This window comes from Pseudomonas sp. R32, assembly GCF_009866705.1.
Classification (GTDB): Bacteria; Pseudomonadota; Gammaproteobacteria; order Pseudomonadales; family Pseudomonadaceae; genus Aquipseudomonas; species Aquipseudomonas donghuensis.
Window position 1 is genome coordinate 1,086,028 of the sequence record NZ_CP019396.1, and the last position, 17,370, is coordinate 1,103,397.

The window sequence follows — 17,370 nt, forward strand, 5'->3', positions numbered from 1 at the left end:
TCAGAGTCGCTGTAAGCGGTGATCTTGCAGAGCATAGCCCTGTTCGCGGTAGAAACGGAAACTCTCTCGGGCCGCCAGACGAATCGCCGGCTCTTCGACCACGATCTCGGCGATCCGGGCAAAACCGGCAGCGAAGGGCGGTACCTTGAGGTCCAGGTTGATCAGCAGGTCCTGATGGCTGCCGGCGTCATCGCCAAGGCCAAGGGCCACGCTGGCCTGCGGGTCATCTTCAGCCGGGCTGTGGGGCACGAAGGCCTCGCCCTTGAACGCCCACAGGCGTGCGTCCAGTTCATCGCGCTGGGCAGCGTCGCTGCAATGCAGGTAAACCCGGTGCCCGAGGCGCCAGGCCTTTTCGCACAGCTTGCAGGCGAAATCCAGGCGCGCCGAGGGCGCGGCGCTGGGCAATATGTAGAAATCGACTTTGGTCATGATCGGCCTGCCGGCCGGCTACGCCAGAAGGCGCAGGCGGCCAGCGTCATCTCAGGCGTTGGCGCGGTCGAGCAGGTACTGGGTCAGCAGCGGTACCGGACGGCCCGTGGCGCCCTTGTCCTTGCCGCCGCTGATCCAGGCGGTGCCGGCGATGTCCAGGTGGGCCCAGTCGTAGGCCTTGGTAAAGCGCGAGAGGAAGCAACCGGCGGTGATGGTGCCGGCTTTCGGCCCGCCGATGTTGGCGATGTCGGCGAACGGGCTGTCGAGCTGCTCCTGGTATTCATCGAACAGCGGCAACTGCCAGGCGCGATCGTCGGCGCGCTTGCCGGCATCGAGCAGTTGCCCGACCAGCGCGTCGTTGTTGCCCATCAGGCCGGACGTGTGGCTGCCCAGGGCGACGATGCAGGCGCCGGTCAGGGTGGCGATGTCGATCACCGCCTGCGGCTTGAAGCGCTCGGCGTAGGTCAGGGTATCGCACAGCACCAGGCGGCCTTCGGCGTCGGTGTTGAGAATCTCGACGGTCTGCCCGCTCATGGTCGTGACGATGTCGCCCGGACGGGTGGCACCGCCGCTTGGCATGTTCTCGGCGCAGGCCAGCAGGCACACCAGGTTGATCGGCAGTTGCAGTTCGAGCACGGCGCGCAGGGTGCCGAAGACGCTGGCGGCACCGCCCATGTCGAATTTCATTTCATCCATGCCGGCGCCGGGCTTGAGGCTGATGCCGCCGGTGTCGAAAGTGATGCCCTTGCCCACCAGCACGAAAGGCTTCTCGCTCTTTTTGCCGCCCTGGTAGTTGAGCACGATCAGCCGTGGTGGCTGGTCGCTGCCCTGGCCCACGGCGTAGAACGCGCCCATGCCCAGGTCCTTGATTTTCTTCTCATCCAGCACCTCGACCTTCAGGCCTTTGAATTCCTTGCCCAGGGCCTTGGCCTGTTCGGCCAGGTAGCTCGGGTGGCAGACGTTCGGTGGCAGGTTGCCCAGGTCGCGGGTGATGCCCATGCCGTTGGCGATGGCGACAGCGTGCTTGACCGCGCGCTCGACGTCGCTGACGCCAGCCTTGGCGCTGAGCAGGGTGATTTTCTTCAGGGCGCGGGGGTCGGCCTTCTTGCTCTTGAACTGGTCGAAAACGTACTGGCCATCGAGCAGGGTTTCGGCCAGCAGGCGGGTCTTGCCATAAGAGGCCTCGCGGCCGGTGACGGCGACGTCGTCCAGGGCCAGCACCGCATCGCTGCCGTTCAGGCCCTTGAGCACCGCCAGAACGCTGGCGACCACTTTGCGCCAGTTGCGATCACCCAGTTCGGCATCCTTGCCGGTACCGACCAGCAGTACGCGCTCGGCCTTGAGGTTGGGCAGGCTGTGCAGCAGCAGGGTCTGGCCGACCTTGCCGGTCAGGTCGCCGCGCTTGAGCACGCTGGCCAGGGCGCCGCCGGTAGCCTCGTCGATGGCCTTGGCGGTGGCGCCGAGTTTGCCGCCTTCAGCCACGGGCAGCACCAGCGTGGCGGTTTTCAAGGATGCAGCGGCTACGCTTTTTACAACCAGTTCCATGTCAGGTTCCCCGAATGATCTGTCAGTGCGCACACGGTATGCCGGCGCGCCAAGGCTCCTGGCCGCGTGGTCGCGTACCAGTGATAAAGCCCCCAGTTTGAGCCTGCTTCGCCCGCCCTGACAACCCCGAGATGAAGCATTGTGCGGCGCCAAGTGACAGGCACGGTCAATCACAGGATAATGCGCCAACTTTTACCCGGGTCCGCTCTGGCGAGCGGGCTACTATCTTGGCTGTTATGGATTCCTTGTTCGGCTGTCCGAGCCTGACAACCCAGGAGTGTCTGGTTTGATCGTCTTTCGTTATCTGTCCCGCGAGGTCCTGGTGACCTTGAGTGCCGTCAGCGCCGTGCTGCTGGTCATCATCATGAGTGGGCGCTTCATCAAATACCTGGCGCAGGCTGCCCAGGGCGTGCTCGATCCGAGCGTACTGTTCCTGATCATGGGGTATCGCCTGCCGGGCTTCCTGCAACTGATCCTGCCCCTGGGCCTGTTCCTCGGCATCCTCCTGGCCTATGGCCGGTTGTACCTGGAAAGCGAGATGACCGTGCTCTCGGCCACCGGCATGAGCCAGCAGCGCCTGCTGGGCATGACCATGGCCCCGGCTGCGCTGGTCGCCGTCTTGGTCGCCTGGCTGAGCCTGGGGCTGGCGCCTCAGGGCGTCACCCAGGTGGCGCAGATCATCAACCAGCAGGATGCCCTGACCGAGTTCGACACCCTGGTGCCGGGGCGCTTCCAGACCCTGCGCGATGGTTCGCGGGTGACCTACACCGAACAACTGTCGGAAGACCGCGCCAACCTTGCCGGCGTGTTCATCTCCGAGAAGCGCTTCAGCCAGGACAAGACCAAGGATCGTGGCCCGTCGGTACTGGTTGCCGAAAAAGGCCACCAGCAGGTCAACCCCGATGGCAACCGTTACCTGATCCTGGAAAACGGCTATCGCTATGACGGCAACCCTGGCCAGGCCGATTACCGGGCAATCAAGTACGACACTTACGGCGTGCTGTTGCCCAAGCCCGAGGTCAGTGAAGAAGTCACCGAGCGCGAAGCCATCCCGACCTCGCAACTGATCGGCAGCGACGGCTTGCGCGAGCGCGCCGAGCTGCAATGGCGTCTGTCGCTGCCGTTGCTGGTGTTCATCGTGACCCTGCTGGCAGTGCCGCTGTCGCGGGTCAACCCACGCCAGGGCCGTTTCCTCAAGCTGCTGCCGGCGATTCTTCTGTATATGGCGTACCTGACAATGCTGATTGCCGTGCGTGGCGCCCTGGAGAAAGGCAAACTGCCGATCGGCCTGGGCATCTGGTGGGTCCATGGCCTGTTCCTGCTGATCGGCCTGGGGCTGATGTACTGGGAGCCGCTGCGCCTCAAGCGCGCTGCTCGCCGTGCGGAGGTGGCCCATGGTTAAGCTCGATAGTTACATCGGCAAAAGCGTGCTGGTGGCCATTCTGGCCGTACTCGGGATCATTCTCGGCCTGGCCTCGCTGTTTGCCTTCATCGATGAAATGGGTGACGTCACCGATACCTATACGTTGATGGACGCTGGCAACTTCGTCTTGCTCACCGCGCCGCGGCGCCTCTACGACATGCTGCCGATGGCTGCGCTGATCGGCTGCCTGATCGGCCTGGGCAGCCTGGCCAGCAGCAGCGAACTGACCATCATGCGCGCCGCGGGCGTGTCCATTGGCCGGATCGTCTGGGCGGTAATGAAACCGATGCTGGTGCTGATGCTGGCCGGTATCCTGATTGGCGAGTACCTGGCCCCGGTCACCGAGAACAAGGCCCAGGCCGAGCGTTCCCTGGCCCAGGGCGGTGGTGAGGCGCAGAGCTCCAAGCGCGGTATGTGGCACCGTCAGGGTGACGAGTTCGTGCACATCAACTCGGTGCAGCCCAACGGCTTGCTGTACGGCGTGACCCGCTACCGTTTCGACAACGAGCGGCACATGCAGACCTCAAGCTTTGCCCGCCGCGCCCAGTACAAGGACGATCACTGGCTGCTCAGCGACGTTACCACCACGTATTTCCGTGGAGACCACACCGAAGTGGTCAAAACCCCTGAAGAGCGCTGGGACGTATCCGTCACTCCGCAACTGCTCAATACCGTGGTCGTAGCGCCAGAGTCGCTGTCGATTACCGGGCTCTGGGACTACATCCACTACCTGTCCGACCAGGGCCTGAACAACGCCCGTTACTGGCTGGCGTTCTGGACCAAGGTGCTGCAGCCGATGGTCACCGCCGCACTGGTGCTGATGGCCATCTCCTTCATCTTCGGCCCGCTGCGCTCGGTTACCCTCGGCCAGCGGGTATTTACCGGTGTGCTGGTGGGCTTCGTGTTCCGCATCGCCCAGGACTTGCTCGGGCCTTCGAGCCAGGTGTTCGGCTTCCCGCCGTTGCTGGCGGTGGTGCTGCCGGCGGCGATCTGTGCGGTGGCGGGGTTGTGGTTGTTGCGGCGCGCTGGATAGGCCGCGGCAGACAAGAAAAAGCCGACCCTTGGGTCGGCTTTTTTCTGCCTGCTATTTCTTGCGCTTGGGGATCCGCACCAGCTGGGTGTCGGAATAGATGTCGTGCCAGCTGCGCTTGCGCTTGTCGAACAGGGCCCAGATAAACCCCAGGCCCAGGCACAGCCAGGAGGCGATGGCGACGACGAAACGCAGCAGGGCCTGCCACAGGCTGATGGCACTGCCATCGGCGTTCTGTACACGAATACCCCACACTTGCATCCCCAGGGTCTGGCCGCCGTGGGTCCAGAACTTGGCGAAGAAGCCGAACAGGGCGAACAGCAGGATGGTCGACAGCAGCGGATCGCCATCCAGCGCGCCAGCCTCGGTCAGCTCGCGCATGCGCGCCTCGCCGATAATGGCCATCTGGATCATCTTGTAGGCGCCGGCAGTGACGATCAGCAGCGCGGTGCACAGCAGAAAATCGTAGAACATGGCGGCCAGGCGGCGGCCCAGGTCGACCGGGGGGAAATCACCCTGGGGCTGCAACAACTGCTTGGGCATACATGGCCCTCCTTGGGCAAAACCGCCATTCTACGAAATTGCGCGCACAATGCGTTGCCCTGCGACACGGTTTACGCATCAGGCCGCACTCAGCGAGCGCGCACAAAAAAGCCCCTGCTGTTGCCAGCAGGGGCTTTTCTATCGGGAAATCAGGCTTCCGCGATAACTTCGTCAGCCTGCATGCCTTTCTGGCCCTGCACGGCGATGAAGGTGACTTTCTGGCCTTCTTTCAGGCTCTTGAAGCCGTTGCCCTGAATAGCGCGGAAGTGTACGAACAGATCCGGACCGCTTTCTGGAGTGATGAAACCAAAACCTTTCTCGTCGTTAAACCACTTGACGGTACCGCTCTGACGTTGGGACATTGTCTTATTTCCTTTGAAACTTAGAATTAGTAACAGCTTCTTCCAAATGAAAGAGTACTGGGCTGGGTTGCAGGAAAGTAAGAGACGTCGAACGGGTGTAGCAAACATCAGAGCTACTGCCCAGGTCACGAACCATAGCGACCCATGCAAACACAGTGCACAGACAATACGCTAACTTTGAAGACAAAAACAAGCCCTGCAGACCGCTGCGGCTGTGCCTTTTAGCGGCCGTTCGGTCGATTGCTTCCGGCTCATTCCAAGCGGTGTTGCAAGGCTTTTCGAAAGTTATAAACCACGTTCGGATTCGAAAATCCGAACGCGTCATGACACCCAGTTTCAAGTAACGATTCAGCCGCGATAGTAACGCTGGGCAACAAACGGCATCTTGCTGACTTTCATCGCTACGCGTTTGCCGCGAACAATGGCCCACAGCGGAGTTTCCAGGGCGATATGGGCCGCATCCAGGTAGCCCATGGCCACCGGCGCATTCAATGACGGACCAAAGCCGCCACTGCAGACGCTACCGATTACCGTGCCCGCTTCATCGACGATTTCAGCACCTTCACGGACCGGGGTGCGTTCCTGCGGCAGCAGGCCTACGCGTTTACGGGCAACGCCGTTTTGCTGCTGGGCGAAGATCGCCTCGGCACCGGGGAAACCACCGGCACGTTCGCCATCGGCCCGGCGCACCTTGGAAATGGCCCAGAGCAGGCTGGCTTCGATTGGCGTGGTCTGGCTGTTCATGTCGTGGCCGTACAGGCACAGGCCGGCTTCCAGGCGCAGCGAATCGCGTGCGCCCAGGCCAATGGCGGCGACCTCCGCTTCGGCCAGCAGGCGGCGGGCCAGTGCTTCGGCGTTTTCGGCCGGCACGGAAATCTCGAAACCGTCTTCACCGGTGTAGCCCGAACGGCTGACGAAGCAGTCGCTGCCCAGCAGTTGTACCGGCTGGAACTGCATGAAGGTCATTTTTGCCACTTCTGGCGCCAGGCGTTCCAGCACCTTGACCGCTGCCGGGCCCTGCAGGGCCAGCAGGGCGCGCTCTTCAAACAGAGGCTGGATCTGGCACTGGTCGCCGATGTGCTTGCGCAGGTGCGCCAGGTCCTGCTCCTTGCAGGCGGCGTTGACCACCAGGAACAGTTCGTTGTTGCCCAGGTTGGCAACCATCAGGTCGTCGAGGATGCCGCCGTGTTCGTTGGTGAACATGGCATAGCGCTGCATGCCCACTGGCAGGTCGATGATGTCGACCGGCACCAGGCTCTCCAGGGCCTTGGCGGCACCGGCGCCGCTCAGGCGGATCTGGCCCATGTGCGAAACGTCGAACAGGCCGGCCTGTTCACGGCTGTGCAGGTGTTCTTTCATCACCCCCAACGGGTACTGAACCGGCATGTCGTAACCGGCGAAAGGCACCATGCGGGCGCCCAGTTCCAGGTGCAGGGCGTGCAGCGGGGTCTTGAGCAGTGTTTCGGTGGACATTGATGACTCCTTGGGGCTTGAGAGGGTGTCAGCATTCGATGATGTTGACGGCCAGACCGCCGCGGGCGGTCTCCTTGTATTTGCTTTTCATGTCGGCGCCGGTCTGGCGCATGGTGCGGATGACTTTGTCCAGCGAGACGAAGTGCTGCCCGTCACCGCGCAGGGCCATGCGCACCGCATTGATCGCCTTGACCGAGCCCATGGCGTTGCGTTCGATGCAGGGCACCTGGACCAAGCCGCCGATCGGGTCGCAGGTCAGGCCCAGGTTGTGTTCCATACCGATCTCGGCGGCGTTCTCGACCTGCTGCACACTGCCGCCCATGACTTCGCAGAGGGCGCCGGCGGCCATCGAGCAGGCGACGCCGACCTCGCCCTGGCAACCGACTTCGGCACCGGAGATCGAGGCGTTCTCTTTATAGAGGATGCCGATGGCGGCGGCCGTGAGCAGAAAGCGCACCACGCCGTCGTCGTTGGCGCCCGGGATAAAGCGCATGTAGTAGTGCAGCACTGCCGGGACGATACCGGCGGCGCCATTGGTCGGCGCGGTGACCACGCGTCCGCCAAAGGCGTTTTCTTCATTGACGGCCAGGGCATACAGGTTGACCCAGTCGAGCACCGACAGCGCGTCGCGCAGGCTCGCCTCCGGGTTGCTGCACAGCTGGCGGTACAGCGCTGCGGCCCGGCGCTTGACCTTGAGCCCGCCGGGCAGGATGCCTTCGTTGCGGCAACCGGCGGACACGCAGTCCTGCATCACTTGCCAGATGTGCAGCAGGCCGCTGCGGGTTTCGCTTTCCGGGCGCCAGGCCGCCTCGTTGGCGAGCATGATCTGGCTGATCGACAGGTTCTGTGCGGTGCAATGGCCGAGCAGCTCTTTGGCGGTCTTGAACGGGTAGGGCAGCACGGTGCTGTCTTCGACGATGCGATCGGCGCCGGCTGCGTCCTCATCGACTACAAAGCCACCGCCCACCGAGTAGTATTCGCGGCTTCGAATCTGCAAACCGGCGGCGTCGAAGGCACGGAAGATCATGCCGTTGGGGTGAAAGGCCAGGGGTTTGCGGATCATCGCCAGGTGCTGTTTTTCGACGAAGTCGATCGCGTGCTCGCCGAGCAGCGTGAGCCGGCCGCTGCTGCGGATGGCCTGCAGGCGGGCGGGAATGCTTTCGGTATCGACCGTGTCCGGATGCTCGCCTTCCAGGCCAAGCAGCACGGCCTTGTCGCTGCCGTGGCCCTTGCCGGTGGCGCCGAGCGAGCCGTAGAGCTCGACCTTGACGCACGCCGTGACGGCCAGCAGGTCGTCGCGGCGCAGGCCTTCGGCAAAGCGCGCGGCGGCGCGCATCGGGCCAACGGTATGGGAGCTGGAGGGGCCGATGCCGATCTTGAACAGGTCGAAGACGCTTAGTGACATGGTCGTACCCTCATTGTTGGGGAGAAGCATCGCCGGCAAGGCCGGCTCCCACAGGGTTCTTTGGTATTTCCAGAACCTGTGGGAGCTGGCTTTGCCAGCGATTAGGCCATCAGGCCGGACTCAGACGTCCTGATAGCTCTCGATCGACGGGCAGGCGCAGACCAGGTTGCGGTCGCCGAAGACGTTGTCGACCCGGCCAACCGGTGGCCAGTACTTGCCTTCCACCAGCGACGCCAGCGGATACACCGCCTGCTCGCGGCTGTACGGGTGGCTCCATTCACCGGCGATTTCCGCGGCGGTGTGCGGGGCGTTCTTCAGCGGGTTGTCGTCCTTGTCCAGGCTACCGCTTTCCACCGCGCGAATCTCTTCGCGGATGCGGATCATCGCCTCGCAGAAGCGGTCCAGTTCTTCTTTAGACTCGCTTTCGGTCGGTTCGATCATCAGCGTGCCGGCCACCGGGAAGGACATGGTCGGGGCATGGAAGCCGAAGTCGATCAGGCGCTTGGCGACGTCATCGACGCTGATCCCGCTGCTGTCCTTGAGGGGGCGCAAATCGAGGATGCACTCGTGCGCCACCAGGCCGTTGCTGCCGGTGTACAACACAGGATAGTGCTCTTCCAGGCGGCGGGCGATGTAGTTGGCGTTGAGGATGGCCATCTGCGAAGCGCGCTTGAGCCCGGCACCTCCCATCATACGAATGTACATCCAGGTGATCGGCAGGATACTGGCGCTGCCGAACGGTGCGGCGCAGACCGCGCCCTGCTTGTTGTCCATGTGCGCATGGCCGGGCAGGAACGGCGCCAGGTGCGATTTGACGCCGATCGGGCCGACGCCCGGGCCGCCACCGCCGTGAGGGATGCAGAAGGTCTTGTGCAGGTTCAGGTGCGAAACGTCGCCACCGAACTTGCCCGGTGCGCAGAGGCCGACCATGGCGTTCATGTTGGCGCCGTCGATGTACACCTGGCCGCCGTTGTCGTGGATGATTGCGCAGATCTCGCCGATGGCTTCTTCGAACACGCCGTGGGTCGAGGGGTAGGTGATCATCAGCGCAGCGAGGTGTTCGCGGTGCTCGATGGCCTTGGCGCGCAGGTCGTCGATGTCGACGTTGCCACGGGCGTCACAGGCGGTGACCACCACGCGCATACCGGCCATGTGCGCGGTAGCCGGGTTGGTGCCGTGGGCTGAGGAGGGGATCAGGCAGATGTCGCGGCGCGCTTCGCCACGGCTCTGGTGGTAGGCGCGGATCGCCAGCAGGCCTGCGTACTCGCCCTGGGAACCGGCGTTGGGCTGCAGCGACACGGCGTCATAGCCGGTGGCGGCGCAGAGCATGGCTTCCAGTTCGCTGGTCAGTTGCTGGTAGCCCTGGCTCTGCTCGGCCGGTGCGAACGGGTGCAGGTTGCCGAACTCGGCCCAGGTCACCGGAATCATTTCGCTGGCAGCGTTGAGCTTCATGGTGCACGAGCCCAGCGGAATCATGGTGCGGTCCAGGGCCAGGTCCTTGTCGGCCAGGCGGCGCAGGTAGCGCATCAGCTCGGTTTCGCTGTGGTAGCGGTTGAACACCGGGTGCTCGAGAATCGCCGACTGGCGCAGCAGGGCTGCAGGCAATTGCACCTGAGCGCGGGCCGCGAGGGCGGCGAAGTCTGGCGTGGCCTTAGCATCGGCGAACAGCTGCCACAGCGCTTCGACGTCGGCCTGGGTGCTGGTTTCATCCAGCGACAGGCCCAGGCGCTGGGCGTCGATCTGGCGCAGGTTCAGGCGCTGGGCACGAGCCTGGTCATGGAGGGCGGCGGTGGCGCTGCCGGTGGCCAGGGTCAGGGTGTCGAAGAAGTGCTCGACTTCGACCTTCACGCCCAACTGCTGCAGGCCGGCCTTGAGGATCGCGGTCAGTGCGTGGGTGCGTTCGGCGATCTGCTTCAGGCCCTGCGGGCCGTGGTACACGGCGTACATGCTGGCGATGTTGGCCAGCAGCACCTGGGCGGTGCAGATGTTGCTGGTGGCCTTCTCGCGGCGGATATGCTGCTCACGGGTCTGCATGGCCAGGCGCAGGGCGGTCTTGCCGAAGCGGTCGATCGACACGCCGACCAGACGGCCCGGCATGTCGCGCTTGAACGCGTCGCGGGTCGAGAAGTACGCCGCATGCGGGCCACCGAAGCCCAGTGGTACACCAAAGCGCTGGGCGCTGCCGATGGCCACGTCGGCGCCGAATTCGCCCGGTGGGGTCAGCAGAGTCAGGGCCAGCAGGTCGGCAGCCACGGCGACCAGGGCATTGGCTGCGTGCAAGCGCTCGACCAGCTCCCGGTAATCGAACACTTCACCGTTGCTGGCCGGGTATTGCAGCAGGGCGCCAAAGAAGGCGCTGACATCGCTCAATTCACGCTCATCACCCACCACTACCTCGATACCCAGTGGTTCGGCACGGGTGCGCAGTACGTCGAGGGTCTGCGGGTGGCAATGCACGGAAGCGAAGAAGGCGTGGCTGCCCTTGTTCTTGCTCAGGCGCTTGCAGAAGGTCATGGCTTCGGCGGCGGCGGTGGCTTCGTCGAGCAAGGATGCGTTGGCGATCGGCAGCCCGGTGAGGTCGCTGATCAGGGTCTGGAAATTCAGCAGCGCTTCCAGGCGGCCCTGGGAAATCTCTGGCTGGTACGGGGTGTAGGCGGTGTACCAGGCCGGGTTTTCCAGCAGGTTGCGCAGGATCGGTGCCGGGGTGTGGCAGTTGTAGTAACCCTGGCCGATGAAGCTCTTGAACAACTGGTTGTTGCCGGCGATGGCCTTGAGCGAGGCCAGGGCGTCGGCTTCGCTTTGCCCTGCGCCCAGCTCAAGGACGCTGGTGCCCTTGATGCTGTCAGGAATGACCGCAGCGCTCATGGCCTCCAGCGAGTCGAAACCGAGGGTGGCGAGCATGTGTTGCTCATCGCGCTGGCGTGGGCCGATGTGGCGGGCGATGAATTCGTTGGCAGTGCCGAGGTTGATGGTCATGGCGGTTCCTCAGGCGTCAGCGTTGGCTTTGATCAGGCGGTCGTAGGCGTCCTGGTCGAGCAGTTGCGCGACGGCACCGGCGTCGGCCGGGATGAAACGGAAGAACCAGCCTTCACCCAGCGGGTCTTCGTTGACCAGCTCGGGGTTGCCTTCGAGCTGGTCATTGACCGCTACCACTTCGCCGGTCAGGGGCATGTACACGCCGCTGGCGGCCTTGACCGATTCGACGGTCGAGGCTTCGGCGCCTTGCTCGTAGCGTTGCAGCTCCGGCAGTTGCACGTAGACCACATCGCCCAGGGCGTTCTGGGCGAAGGCGGTAATCCCGACGGTGACGCTGCCGTCCGCTTCGCTACGCAGCCATTCGTGATCTTCGGTAAAACGCAACTCGCTCATGGAAACTCCTCAAGGGCCGCAGGGGACGGCTGTGGGCGTGGCTCAAATGAGCCCAGGGATGAGTAATGCCATAGCAATATTGCGGCCATCTATTAAATATCGTTATAAAACAATAAGTTATGTATTTGTAAGGGCGAGCGTTTCGGTTGGCTGTAGCGAAATCGCTACACCAGAAGGCGGGAAAAAAAGCGCAAGTGGATCAGAACCTTGCACTGCGGCCCTGAAACTGTGATGTATTGATATCGTTACGGTGTAGTGATTTCGATACGGGTGCTCAGGGCTTTGCCGGAATGCCGTATTTGCGCAGGCGATGGGCAATGGCGGTGTGCGAGGTTTGCAGGCGGCTGGCCAACTGGCGGGTTGAGGGGTAACTGATATAGAGCTTGGCCAGCAGGTTGCGTTCGAAGTCTTCCACTGCCTGTTCCAGGCTATCGACTTCAGCGTCATGCCCGCGGGCCACCGAGGTGCCGGCGATGTCCAGGTCGCCGATGTCCACCAGGCTGCTTTCACTGATGGCCGCGGCACGGAAGATCACGTTCTGCAACTGGCGCACGTTGCCCGGCCAGCGGTTACCCAGCAGCGCAGGGTAAGTGGCCGGGGCCAGGCGGCACAGCGGGCGCTGGATCTGGGTGCAGGCCTGTTGCATGAAGTAGCGCGCCAGCAGGAGGATGTCCTGGCCGCGCTCGCGCAGTGGCGGCACCTGCAGGTTGAGTACGTTCAGGCGGTAGAACAGGTCTTCGCGAAAGGTGCCTTCGGCGACCATCTTTTCCAGGTCGCGGTGGGTGGCGCTGAGGATCCGTACGTTGACCTTCACTTCACGGTCGCCGCCGACCCGGCGAAAGCTGCCATCGTTGAGAAAACGCAGCAGCTTGGCTTGCAGGTACGGCGACATTTCGCCGATCTCGTCGAGAAACACCGTGCCCTGGTTGGCCAGCTCCATCAGCCCCGGCTTGCCGCCCCGTTGTGCGCCGGTAAAGGCGCCGGGGGCGTAGCCGAACAGCTCGCTTTCGGCCAGGTTCTCCGGCAGCGCCGCGCAGTTGAGCGCCAGGAAGGGCGCGTTGTGACGGCTGCTGATGGCGTGGCAGGCGCGCGCCACCAGCTCTTTGCCGGTTCCGGTTTCGCCGTGAATCAGCAGCGGCGCATCCAGGGCTGCGACGCGCAGGGCGCGGGCCTTGAGGGTGCGGATCGGCGGCGAATCACCCAGCAGCGCATCGAAACCTTCGGCGTGATCATGGTGCAGCGCCGACAACCGTTCACCGATGCGGTTGGGCTGGTACAGGGTCAGCAGGGCGCCGGCGTTGGTGATCGGCGTGGCATCGAGCAGCAGGGTCTGGCCGTTGAGGGTCACTTCGCGCAAGGGCAGATGAAAGCCCTGTTCGATCAAGGCGTCGAGCAAACCGGGGTCGCCAAACAGGTCGGCCACCGAACGGTCGGACGGTTCCTGCCCGCACAGTGCCACCAACGCCGGGTTGGCCAGCAACACGTGGCCGGCGCTGTCGAGGGCCAGCACCGGGTCGCTCATGGCCGCCAGCAAGGCATCGAGCTGCAGGTGGCGACGCTGGCCGGGGAGGATGTCGACCACTTGTACGGTTTGCACGCCCTGCACGTTGAACAGCGCGTCGTGCAGCTCTTCGAGCACGTGGGGGCTGAGGGTCGGGGCGTCGATGTAGACGTTCGGCGGCACCATCTCCACAGCGTCCAGGTTGAGGTTGCGGGCGCCGAGCAGGGCCAGCACTTCCTGGGTGATGCCGACGCGGTCGATGAAACTGACGTGGATGCGCATGGGGGGAGGGGTTCAAGGCTGCCGAAGGCACCAAGTATGCCTTGCGACCGCTTTGCGGTCGAATCGCCGGCAAGCCAGCTCCCACAGGATCGGCGCATGCATTTCCCTGTGGGAGCTGGCTTGCCAGCGATGAGGCCCGAAGGTTATTCCAGATGTTCTGGCTTGACCGAGTCGCCAGACTTCATATTCAGCTGAGTCCGAATATCTTCGAACATCAGGTCATAGATCTTGTGTGGCGACCCGAGGCTCTCGAACTTCTTCGGCGCTGGCAGGTAGCTCTGGGCCTTGCGTGTGGTAAGGCTGAGAAAACTGGGGAGGACCTGATCTTTGGCCAGGAAGAATTTTTCGTCCACCGGCTTGCCTTCGATGTTGCCATGCATGTGGAACTGAATGCCTCGACCTTCCCTGGGGTCCTGCGCCACTTCGTAATTGATGTTCAGGTCGTAGCTGTGATCATTCTGGTTCAGTGCGGTGCGCTCGATATGGACGTGACCAGGTTGAAACTGGGCCATGGTGCAATCCTCCGGAAGGTTGAAAATGGCGGGCCCTCAAGCCCGCCCACTGCATTCAACGGTAGCTGATTCCAGGCTTCGAGGTGCTCACCCGGGTACCGGCGGTCCCCTTGACGATATCCTCGATGTCAGCCAGCGAACCGATGACCGCCACTTTGCCGGTATGGCGGGCGAAGTCGCAAGCGGCCTGGACTTTCGGGCCCATGGAGCCGGCGGCGAAACCGAGGCGTTCGAGCTCGTCCGGATGCGCCTGGGTAATGGCCTTCTGGCTCGGCTTGCCGTAGTCGATGAATGCGGCATTGACGTCGGTGGCGATTACCAGCAGGTCGGCTTCGAGCTGTTCGGCCAGCAGCGCCGAGCACAGGTCCTTGTCGATTACCGCTTCGATGCCCTTGAGCTTGCGCTCGGCGTCATACATGGTCGGAATGCCGCCGCCGCCCGCGCAGATGACGATGCTGCTCTTTTCCAGCAGCCATTTGATCGGGCGAATCTCGAAGATGCGCTTGGGTTTGGGGCTGGCCACCACTCGGCGGTATTTATCGCCGTCGGCCTTGACCACCCAGCCTTTCTCCTTGGCCAGACGCTCGGCGTCTTCCTTGCTGTAGACCGGGCCGATGAACTTGGTCGGGTCCTTGAAGGCCGGGTCGTTGGCGTCCACTTCCACCTGGGTCAGGAGGGTGGCGAACGGCACTTCGAAGTCCAGCAGGTTACCCAACTCCTGTTCGATGATGTAACCGATCATGCCTTCGGTTTCAGCGCCGAGCACGTCCAATGGGTAGGCTTCGTCCGGCTTGTAGGATTGCGCCTGCAACGACAGCAGACCGACTTGCGGGCCGTTGCCGTGGGCGATGACCAGCTCGTTGCCCGGATGGATCTTGGCGATCTGCTCGGCGGCGATGCGGATATTGGCGCGCTGATTGTCTGCAGTCATGGGTTCGCCACGGCGCAGCAGGGCGTTGCCGCCCAATGCAACAACGATACGCATGATGATGTCCTTCTAGGAAAGGGAGATGCCACCCTGTAGGAGCGGGCTTGCCCCGCGATGGCGGTGCATCTGCTGCACCGCGGTGACGCTATCGCGGGGCAAGCCCGCTCCCACAGAGATTGGCAGCTGGATTACAGGTCAGCCAGGGTCGAGACCAGGATCGCCTTGATGGTGTGCATGCGGTTTTCCGCTTGCTCGAAGGCGATGCAGGCAGGCGACTCGAACACGTCGTCGGTCACTTCGATACCGTTGGCCAGGTTCGGGTACTGCTCGGCGATCTGTTTGCCGACCTTGGTGTCGGAGTTGTGGAACGCTGGCAGGCAGTGCATGAACTTGGTCCGCGGGTTGCCGGTGGCTTTCATCAGCTCGGCGTTGACCTGGTACGGCAGCAGTTGCTGGATGCGTTCGCCCCAGGCTTCAACCGGCTCGCCCATCGATACCCAGACGTCGGTGTGGATGAAATCGACGCCCTTGACCGCCGCTTTCGGGTCTTCGGTGAGGGTGATGCGTGCGCCGCTTTCTTCCGCGTATTTCTTGCAACGGGCGACCAGGTCGTCGTGCGGCCACAGGGCTTTGGGCGCGCAGATGCGCACGTCCATGCCAAGTTTGGCGCCGACCAGCAGCAGCGAGTTGCCCATGTTGTTGCGGGCATCGCCCAGGTAGGCGTAGCTGATGTCGTGGATCGGCTTGTCGGCGTGTTCACGCATGGTCAGCACGTCGGCGATCATCTGGGTCGGGTGGTATTCGTCGGTCAGGCCGTTGAACACCGGGACGCCGGCGAACTTGGCCAGCTCTTCGACGATTTCCTGCTTGAAGCCACGGTATTCGATGGCGTCATACATGCGCCCAAGCACCCGGGCGGTGTCCTTCATGCTTTCCTTGTGGCCGATCTGCGAGGAGTTAGGGTCGATGTAGGTGACGTTGGCGCCCTGGTCGTAGGCAGCCACTTCAAAGGCGCAACGGGTGCGGGTCGAGGTTTTCTCGAAGATCAGCGCAATGTTGTTGCCTTTGAGGTGCTGCTGCTCGGTGCCGGTGTACTTGGCACGTTTCAGGTCGCGGGACAGGTCCAGCAGGTAGCGCAACTCGCGAGGGGTGTGGTGTTCCAGGCTCAGCAGGTTACGGTTGTGGATGTTGAACGCCATGATGATTCTCCTGTTCGTGTGAACGGAAAGCGGTGATCGGCCCGTCTGCACCCGTGGGTGCAGACGGTTGGATGGTCGTTTTAGTAGTCGATAGGGTCACGCACGATCGGGCAGGTCATGCAGTGACCGCCGCCGCGACCGCGGCCCAGTTCGCCGGCGCTGATGGTGATGACTTCGACACCGGCCTTGCGCAGCAGGGTGTTGGTGTAGGTGTTGCGGTCGTAGCCGATGACCACGCCAGGCTCGACCGCCACCACGTTGTTGCCGTCATCCCATTGCTCGCGTTCGGCGGCGAAGCTGTTGCCGCCGGTTTCCACTACGCGCAGCTGCTTGAGGTTGAGGGACTCGGCGACCACGTCGAGGAACGACTTGTTCTCGCGGCGCACGTCCATGCCGTACGGCTTGCTGCTGTCCGGACGGATGACGAACGGGACGATTTCCTTGACCACTTCCGGGAAGATCGTGACCAGGTCGCGGTCGCAGAAGCTGAACACGGTGTCCAGGTGCATCGCTGCGCGGGATTTCGGCAAGCCGGCCACCACGACCTTCTCGACCGCGCCTTTGGCAAACAGCGATTGCGCCAGTTGACCGATGGCCTGGCGCGAGGTGCGCTCGCCCATGCCGATCAGGACCACGCCATTGCCGATCGGCATGACGTCGCCGCCTTCGAGGGTGGCTTTGCCGTGGTCATGGTCCGGGTCGCCGTACCAGACTTCAAAGTCGGCACCGCTGAACTCGGGGTGGAACTTGTAGATGGCGGTGGTCAGCAGGGTTTCCTGACGTCGCGCCGGCCAGTACATCGGGTTGAGGGTTACGCCGCCGTAGATCCAGCAGGTGGTGTCGCGGGTGAACTGGGTGTTGGGCAGTGGGTCGAGCAGGAAGCTGGAGTGGCCCAGGTAGTCGCGGTACATTTTGATGACGCTGGCGCCTTCGCTGTCGGGCAGGTCTTCACCGGCCACGCCGCCGATCAGGAATTCGGCGAGCTTGCGTGGCTCCAGGCCTTCGAGCCAGCTGCGCACTTCGTTGGTCAGGCCGACTCCGACGGTGTCCGGGGTGATCTTGCGGTCGAGGATCCATTTCAGTGCTTCGGGGTTCTGTACGGTCTCGGTCAGCAGGTTGTGCATTTCCAGCACTTCGATGCCGCGCTCGCGCATTTTGGTGACGAAGTCGAAGTGGTCGCGCTTGGCCTGGTTGACCCAGATGACGTCATCGAACAGCAGTTCGTCGCAGTTGCTCGGGGTCAGGCGCTGGTGCGCCAGGCCAGGGGAGCAGACCATCACTTTGCGCAGTTTGCCGGCTTCGGAATGTACGCCGTACTTAACTTTATCCGTGGACATGGTTCATTTCCTCCAAGTTGCGAAAACGGGTG

Annotated in this window: 15 protein-coding genes; 2 read left to right on the plus strand and 13 right to left on the minus strand. The window is 63.1% G+C overall.

Annotated features, from left to right (window positions below; all coding sequences use genetic code 11):
- Both PspR32_RS04985 and PspR32_RS04990 read right to left on the minus strand, forming a co-directional pair.
- Positions 1-429, minus strand: coding sequence for a DNA polymerase III subunit chi (locus PspR32_RS04985; protein ID WP_010220206.1), 429 nt, complete (start codon positions 427-429; stop codon positions 1-3).
- A gap of 51 nt (positions 430-480) precedes the next feature.
- Entirely contained in the window at positions 481-1,974 is a 1,494-nt protein-coding gene (locus PspR32_RS04990) for a leucyl aminopeptidase (protein ID WP_159388159.1), read from the minus strand.
- A 286-nt stretch (positions 1,975-2,260) separates the two neighbouring features.
- On the opposite strand from PspR32_RS04990, the gene lptF reads away from it, so the two are divergent.
- A complete protein-coding gene (gene lptF / locus PspR32_RS04995) occupies positions 2,261-3,376 on the plus strand; it encodes an LPS export ABC transporter permease LptF (protein WP_010220204.1) in 1,116 nt (371 codons plus the stop codon).
- The gene (gene lptG, locus PspR32_RS05000) at positions 3,369-4,430 is read left to right on the plus strand and encodes an LPS export ABC transporter permease LptG (RefSeq protein WP_010220201.1); all 1,062 of its coding nucleotides are present in this window, start codon (positions 3,369-3,371) and stop codon (positions 4,428-4,430) included. Before lptF ends, lptG begins: the two co-directional genes overlap by 8 nt.
- A 51-nt stretch (positions 4,431-4,481) precedes the next feature.
- Here lptG and PspR32_RS05005 read toward each other — a convergent pair whose 3' ends face one another.
- The 11 genes from PspR32_RS05005 to arcA form a co-directional block, all read right to left on the minus strand.
- On the minus strand, positions 4,482-4,970 hold the full coding sequence (locus tag PspR32_RS05005; protein ID WP_010220200.1) for an RDD family protein: 489 nt from the start codon (positions 4,968-4,970) through the stop codon (positions 4,482-4,484).
- Between the two features lie 149 nt (positions 4,971-5,119).
- The gene (locus tag PspR32_RS05010; protein WP_010220199.1) at positions 5,120-5,332 is read right to left on the minus strand and encodes a cold-shock protein; all 213 of its coding nucleotides are present in this window, start codon (positions 5,330-5,332) and stop codon (positions 5,120-5,122) included.
- A 348-nt stretch (positions 5,333-5,680) separates the two neighbouring features.
- Entirely contained in the window at positions 5,681-6,805 is a 1,125-nt protein-coding gene (gcvT, locus tag PspR32_RS05015; RefSeq protein WP_159388160.1) for a glycine cleavage system aminomethyltransferase GcvT, read from the minus strand.
- A 28-nt stretch (positions 6,806-6,833) separates the two neighbouring features.
- Complete coding sequence (locus PspR32_RS05020) at positions 6,834-8,210, minus strand: L-serine ammonia-lyase (RefSeq protein ID WP_036993965.1); 1,377 nt, start codon at positions 8,208-8,210, stop codon at positions 6,834-6,836.
- 120 nt (positions 8,211-8,330) lie between these two features.
- On the minus strand, positions 8,331-11,186 hold the full coding sequence (gcvP, locus tag PspR32_RS05025; RefSeq protein WP_100781973.1) for an aminomethyl-transferring glycine dehydrogenase: 2,856 nt from the start codon (positions 11,184-11,186) through the stop codon (positions 8,331-8,333).
- A 9-nt stretch (positions 11,187-11,195) separates the two neighbouring features.
- The gene (gene gcvH / locus PspR32_RS05030; protein ID WP_010220195.1) at positions 11,196-11,579 is read right to left on the minus strand and encodes a glycine cleavage system protein GcvH; all 384 of its coding nucleotides are present in this window, start codon (positions 11,577-11,579) and stop codon (positions 11,196-11,198) included.
- A 274-nt stretch (positions 11,580-11,853) separates the two neighbouring features.
- Complete coding sequence (locus PspR32_RS05035) at positions 11,854-13,362, minus strand: sigma-54-dependent transcriptional regulator (protein WP_159388161.1); 1,509 nt, start codon at positions 13,360-13,362, stop codon at positions 11,854-11,856.
- A gap of 143 nt (positions 13,363-13,505) precedes the next feature.
- On the minus strand, positions 13,506-13,874 hold the full coding sequence (locus PspR32_RS05040; protein WP_010220192.1) for a DUF5064 family protein: 369 nt from the start codon (positions 13,872-13,874) through the stop codon (positions 13,506-13,508).
- 55 nt (positions 13,875-13,929) lie between these two features.
- On the minus strand, positions 13,930-14,859 hold the full coding sequence (gene arcC, locus PspR32_RS05045) for a carbamate kinase (RefSeq protein WP_159388162.1): 930 nt from the start codon (positions 14,857-14,859) through the stop codon (positions 13,930-13,932).
- A gap of 131 nt (positions 14,860-14,990) precedes the next feature.
- On the minus strand, positions 14,991-16,001 hold the full coding sequence (locus PspR32_RS05050) for an ornithine carbamoyltransferase (protein ID WP_010220190.1): 1,011 nt from the start codon (positions 15,999-16,001) through the stop codon (positions 14,991-14,993).
- A gap of 80 nt (positions 16,002-16,081) precedes the next feature.
- Positions 16,082-17,338 carry an arginine deiminase gene (gene arcA / locus PspR32_RS05055; protein WP_010220189.1) on the minus strand — a complete coding sequence of 419 codons (1,257 nt, stop codon included), beginning with the start codon at positions 17,336-17,338 and terminating at the stop codon, positions 16,082-16,084.
- Positions 17,339-17,370 lie beyond the last annotated feature (32 nt).